A 6,270-nucleotide genomic window follows, 5' to 3' on the forward strand; every position below is an offset into this window, starting at 1 on the left:
GATGGTTGGGGTTGGGTTATCATGTATCCATTGTCTGAGAGAGATCCCATTAATAGGTTCACACAGCTGATAAAGAAACTTTGACTCGGTAGGCGTTGGGAATACTTTCATGATTTTTGAGCTTGAAAGGTGCATTCCTGCCCATTGTTCATTATAAAAGTTATTCAGTGTGCTTTGGTCATCCCGGTAATGCTGAGAAGGAGCTTTCAACACATATTGTTGATGTGTTTTGATTTCCTTAACTAAGTACACATGGCTACGAGCCCCCGCATAAATCACTTTTTCTACCTGGAACCCATCGATGACATTATTTTCTTTCAAAGCAGGAGGGATGATGCGCGATTCTAATTGCTTTTGAAATTCAATCCTTGATGGGCTAGGTAGTTCAGTAACTTCAACGGCTAACGCACTGATGTTGTCTTTACTATTGTTGGCTAGTGCTCTGTGGCAAAGGTTTTGAGTCAGATTTTCGAAACCATTCTTGTTGGTTTTTTTACTGTTGATATCGGTTACTTGGTCTGCGTGTTGCGCATTATTTACTTGATTGAGCAGCTCGGCTGTCAGTTGAAGGTCGGTTAGGTAATCGTGAATGCCATCGGTTGTCAGTAAAAATAGGTCACCTTGTTTAAGAGTCAGCGTTTGATAATCGATATCTAGTTTACTATCCATACCTAAAGCACGCGTTAGGTATTGGTTGTTACCATAGCCAGCCCGTTGGTGATCACGAGTAAGTAAGCGTAATTTATTATCTCTATATAGGTAGATTCGGCTATCGCCAACATGGAAAAGGTGGGCGGTATTGGACTTAAAGATAATAGTGCTAAAGGTCGTAACCAAACCGTTGTGGTTGAGGCTTTGCTTTTGACTACTGTTAAATAACCAGGAGTTTAGCGCCGTTAGTACTTTTTGAGCTGAATGCTTAACCGTCCAACTCTGTGGGGTGGCGTAATAATCGGAAACGAACTGCATCACACTTGTATGACTGGCTTGCTGCCCATGTTCGCTGCAACTCACACCATCGGCAATACAGGCAATGCTGCCTTTTAGTTCTCGTTCCGATAGAGATGTAGGGTGCTTAACGATAAGTGCATCTTGGTTTTCATCTCTTCGTCCTTGTAAGGAACATCCGCCAAAACGAATTTGGAGTTGGGCACCTACTTGACTAGTGTCGCTGGAGTTAATGACGGGCATGCCGAATGCTTGATCCATAGTATTCTGCCTTGTGTTGCTTTTAATAATGGCTTGTTTCAAAGCGCAGTAGTTACTGAACAAAAGCTCTATCCACTTTTTCGATTGATTCACTTCTTGGGCGAAAGTGACCAAGCGAATACTCCAAGTATGATAGAGCCCCTGAACGACAACCCGCTATGTCATCTCAATCGGAGAGAAATAGATGACGTAGAGGTTGCCCCCGATTTGATTCATAGATGCCTAGTGAGAGACATCTATGAGAGTGACGCTGCCATCATCGTTAACTTCAGCAATTTGACCGTTAGGTTCTTCCATTAATAATAAGGTAGCGAAGCCAAGTACGGCTGTTCCAGCAATTACCATGAAGAACGTTTGGTAAGAAACGAACGACAGAATGGTTAAGTAAACAACTGCACCGACATTGCCATACGCTCCTGTCATACCCGCTATTTGACCTGTCATACGACGTTTGATTAGAGGAACGGTTGCAAACACAGCACCTTCACCCGCTTGCACGAAGAACGAGCAACCCATGGCTGCAACAACAGCTAACCATAAAGGCCAGTCGCTACCCACTTGTCCCATTACGAAGTAACCTACGGCCAAACCTGCCGTTAGGATTAGTAGAGTAGGCTTACGCCCGAAACGATCTGAAATCCAACCACCGCCTGGGCGCGACATTAAGTTCATAAACGCATAAGCCGATGCGACCATACCAGCAAGAACGGGTGTTAATTCAAAGGTTTCTGAAAAGAACAAAGGCAGCATGGAGACGACCGCCAGCTCAGAGCCAAACGTAGCAAAATAAAGAACGTTAAGTACGGCTACTTGTTTGAATTTGTACTGGTGCATCTCTGGTACTTCGTATTTAAATACGTCTTTATTCACCTTCCATACTTGAGAGACTTCATACAGATACAGTGCGACTAAGCTTGCGTAAATCACGTTAACCATCAAATTAGAAAGCATGCTGATCCCAGCTGGAGAAAGCTTCCATGTCAATAACGCTAGAGCGGCATACATTGGGATTTTCATTATCAGCAGAAGGAAAAAGTCGCCCTGGGAGGTCACTTCCATCGCTGTCACTTGGCTAGGTTTAAAGTATGTTGAGCCTTTTGGTGTGTCGGTCACGCTATTATAGAAAATGAATGAAAACACTAAGCTCATTGCCCCAGTAATACCCACGGCATAGCGCCACCCATCTTCACCGCCAAACGCAAGAGCTAGAGTTGGGAGAGTGAATGCTGCAGCTGCTGAACCAAAATTGCCCCAACCACCGTAAATGCCTTCTGCTGTACCTAATTCATTGTGAGGGAACCACTCAGAAACCAGTCGAATACCGATAACGAACCCAGCGCCGATGAAACCCAATAGAAAGCGAGCGATGGCTGCTTGCATGAAGGAGTCAGCTAAAGCAAACATAAAGCAGGGAATAGAGCAGACCGCGAGAAGCGTAGAGTAAACCAACCTCGGGCCGTATTTGTCGGTGAGCATTCCAATGACAACACGCGCAGGTATGGTTAGCGCCACATTGAGGATCAGTAAGGTTTTGATTTCTTCAGTGGATAAACCTAAATCGGCTTTAACCATTTGTAGTAACGGCGCAAAGTTGAACCAGACAACGAAGGTGATAAAAAAGGCCATCCAACTCAAGTGGAGGACTTTCATTTTACCGGTAAACGACAAAAGCGAAAATTTGCTACTTTCCATGTATAAATCCTTTAATTACGGAATTATAGACATGCTTACCCCGTAGGCGGAGATTCTATCTCTTCCCAAGCATGTTTGTAATAAAATGTGGTTTCTTATGCTTTATCGCGRCAGAAACCGATGACCTGATGACGAGTACTTAAGCCCTTATAAACCAGAACTCTATAAATAGGGCTTGTATAAATTAAGCTCGTGTAGGTCTAGTGAGTTTGATGGTTGGGCACGTTGCTGACCTGTATATTGCCTTCAACTTGCCTTACGTTATAAGTCGTCAACTGATGTTCGGGATCTTCTAAGCAAACCCCCGTTTCCAAGTGGAAGTGTTGCTTGTAAAGGGGAGATGCAACATAGGGCTCGCCGCTGAGTGAGCCAATGATCCCACGTGACATGACATTTGCTTTACCGATAGGGTCGAAATTTGAAAGTCCGTATAATTTGTCCTGACGGTGGCAGTAAAATATGGCCACTTGAGTGTCCTCTACTAGGGCACATAGTCCGGTATTTGGTGTTAAGTCGTCTGTTGTGCAGACTGTTGTCCAATTTTCCATGACGTTCTCCTTGTCAAAAGCGCGAGTAATTTAGTTATTCAGTTATAAACAAGCTGGTTATATGAGTGCTATGACACTTCCGTAATTGCGATTTTTAGTTTGTTAGCAACTTTTAGTTCACTAGACTTTTCGGCAGTGGCTGCTTTTGGGGATAATTTGTTCGCACTAGGGAAGCGTTGTTCACGTGCTTTAATGAAACCTAAGCTTTCATCCATTTGGTTGCTGTTGATGTAGTGTTGAAAACGCTTGAGCTTTTCTGGGTTTTCGATGGTTGTTTTCCACTCACACTGATATTTAGAAATGTTTAGTGCGATGTCGGCTTCTAATTCTTGTGCCAGGCCTAGTTTGTCTTCAATTACGACTTGCTTAAGATATTCGATACCGCCTTCAAGGTTTTCCATCCATACAGAAGTACGTTGTAGGCGATCGGCTGTACGGGTGTAGAACATTAAAACTCGGTCTATGTATTGAAGTAGCGTGACTTCATCTAAATCAGTCGCGAACAGGTCAGCATGACGAGGGCGCATGCCACCGTTACCACAAATGTATAAGTTCCAGCCTTTGTCTGTCGCTATCACACCAATATCTTTGGACTGAGCTTCTGCACATTCACGAGTACAACCTGAAACTGCGAATTTGATTTTATGTGGTGAGCGAAGCCCTTTGTAACGGTTCTCCAAACGAATGGCTAAGCCAACGCTGTCGTCAACACCGTATCGACACCAAGTACTGCCTACACATGACTTAACGGTGCGCACTGATTTGCCGTAGGCATGCCCGGTTTCAAAACCTGCATCAATTAGCTTTTTCCAAATAATAGGCAGTTCATTTAGCTGTGCACCGAACAAATCAACACGCTGACCTCCGGTTATTTTTGTATATAGGTCGAATTCTTTTGCGACTTCACCTAATACAATCAATTTGTCCGGTGTGATCTCTCCACCTGCAATACGGGGAACAACGGAATAGGTGCCATCTTTTTGCATGTTTCCTAGGTATATATCGTTGGTGTCTTGCAGCTCCATATGTTGGTCTTCCAGGATGTAATCATTCCAGTAAGAGGCAAGAATAGAGCCCACGGTAGGCTTACAGACGGTACAACCAAGTCCTTCTCCATGAGAATCTAAAAGCTCGTCGAAGGTCTTAATTTTATTGACGCGGATAATGTCAGTCAGTTCTTGGCGAGAATATGCAAAATGCTCACAAATATCGTTAGATACCTCCACACCTAGGTTACTTAATTCGCTATCAAGTACCTGTTTTGCAAGGGCCGAACAACCGCCACACCCCGTTGAAGCATTTGTTGTTTCTTTAAGCGCTGCCATGGTCGAACAACCGGCGGCTACTGCTTGTTTGATATCACCTTTAGTAACATCAAAACATGAACAGATCATGGCGGTATCTGGTAGGGCTTCAACTCCCATCGCGGAATTAGAATCCTCGGCAACATTAGGGAGGATCAGTACTGAAGGGTTTTCAGGCAAAGGCATGTCATTTTGCTTCGTTTGCAGTAACGTTCCGAAGGCTTCAGCATCGCCGACGAGTACAGCACCAACGATCTTTTTACCGTCTGAAGAGACGATCAAACGTTTGTATACTTGCTCGATTTCATCGTTATAAGTATATGACTGTGCGCCTTCGGTTTGACCATGGACTTCACCAATACTTGCTACATCAACACCCAGTAATTTTAGCTTGGTGCTCATATCAGCGCCGGTAAAACTGGACTCATTATTACCATGGGAAAGAATATGCGAAGCCGCGGTTTTCGCCATAGAGTAGCCTGGCGCAACTAAGCCGTAAATCATGTTTTCGTACAGAGCACATTCACCAATCGCATAGACGTTTTCTAGGTTAGTTTGGCACTGACTATTAATGACAATACCGCCACGTTCGCCAAGTTGAATCTCAGAGTTTTGTGCGAGTTCGTCTTGTGGGCGAATGCCGGCAGAAAAGACGATCATGTCCGTTTCAATGTGGCTACCATCAGCAAAATTCATACGGTAACGAGAGGTTTGGCCTGCAATAATTTCTGTAGTTGCTTTCTCGGTATGAACTTTTACACCTAAATCTTCAATTTTTCTACGTAGGAGCGCGCCGCCACCATCATCTAGCTGTACTGCCATTAGTCGGGGAGCAAACTCAACGACATGAGTTTCTAGGCCAAGGTTTTTCACCGCATTTGCAGCTTCTAATCCAAGTAACCCGCCACCAATCACTACGCCAGATTTACTTTGTTTACTGGAAAGTTCGATAGCATCAAGATCGTCGAGAGTTCGGTATACATGACAATGTTCCTGATCGTTACCCGGAATAGGCGGAACAAATGGGAACGACCCCGTTGCGAGTATAAGTTTGTCGTACGATTCAACGTGACCTGTATTGGTAATAACCTGATTGTTTGCTGTATCTAGCTGGGTGACCTTGGTATTCAGCAAGTAGTTCACGCCATTTTCTTGGTAGTAAGCTTCGCTAGCTATCGCCAAATCATCTTCACTTTTTCCGTCGAAGTAAGAAGTGAGCTGAACGCGATCGTAAGCTAAGCGAGATTCTTCGCAAAAGGTGACGACGTCGAACTCTTCGGACTTAGCTTGGATAATGTTATCGATAAACTTATGACCAACCATCCCGTTGCCCACAACCACGATCTTTTGCTTACTTTCAGCCTGCTTGCTCATAATAAATTCCTTTTACTTGCCCACTTTGTTCGGTGGTTTGACGGCGCAATAAATTTGATTAGTTAACTTTTGTTTTATTACCTATGTAGATGACTACAAATAGATAAATTTATTTTTAGTCCTGATTTCTTGTGAGCAAAGAG

General features: G+C 43.9%; 4 protein-coding genes. All 4 read right to left on the minus strand.

Annotation, left to right across the window (positions count from 1 at the left end; all coding sequences use genetic code 11):
* The coding region (locus tag L4C33_RS18400) for a PP2C family protein-serine/threonine phosphatase (RefSeq protein WP_428813866.1) at positions 1–1,323 on the minus strand (1,323 nt) is incomplete at its 3' end.
* Positions 1,324–1,431: 108 nt separating this feature from the next.
* A complete protein-coding gene (locus L4C33_RS18405; protein WP_428813867.1) occupies positions 1,432–2,901 on the minus strand; it encodes a NarK family nitrate/nitrite MFS transporter in 1,470 nt (489 codons plus the stop codon).
* A 200-nt stretch (positions 2,902–3,101) separates the two neighbouring features.
* Positions 3,102–3,449 (minus strand): nitrite reductase small subunit NirD, encoded by a 348-nt coding sequence (gene nirD / locus L4C33_RS18410; protein ID WP_428813868.1) that lies wholly within the window; start codon positions 3,447–3,449, stop codon positions 3,102–3,104.
* Positions 3,450–3,517: 68 nt separating this feature from the next.
* A complete protein-coding gene (nirB, locus tag L4C33_RS18415; protein ID WP_428813869.1) occupies positions 3,518–6,127 on the minus strand; it encodes a nitrite reductase large subunit NirB in 2,610 nt (869 codons plus the stop codon).
* Positions 6,128–6,270: the final 143 nt, after the last annotated feature.

It is taken from the genome of Vibrio makurazakiensis, from assembly GCF_050337375.1.
GTDB lineage: Bacteria > Pseudomonadota > Gammaproteobacteria > Enterobacterales > Vibrionaceae > Vibrio > Vibrio makurazakiensis.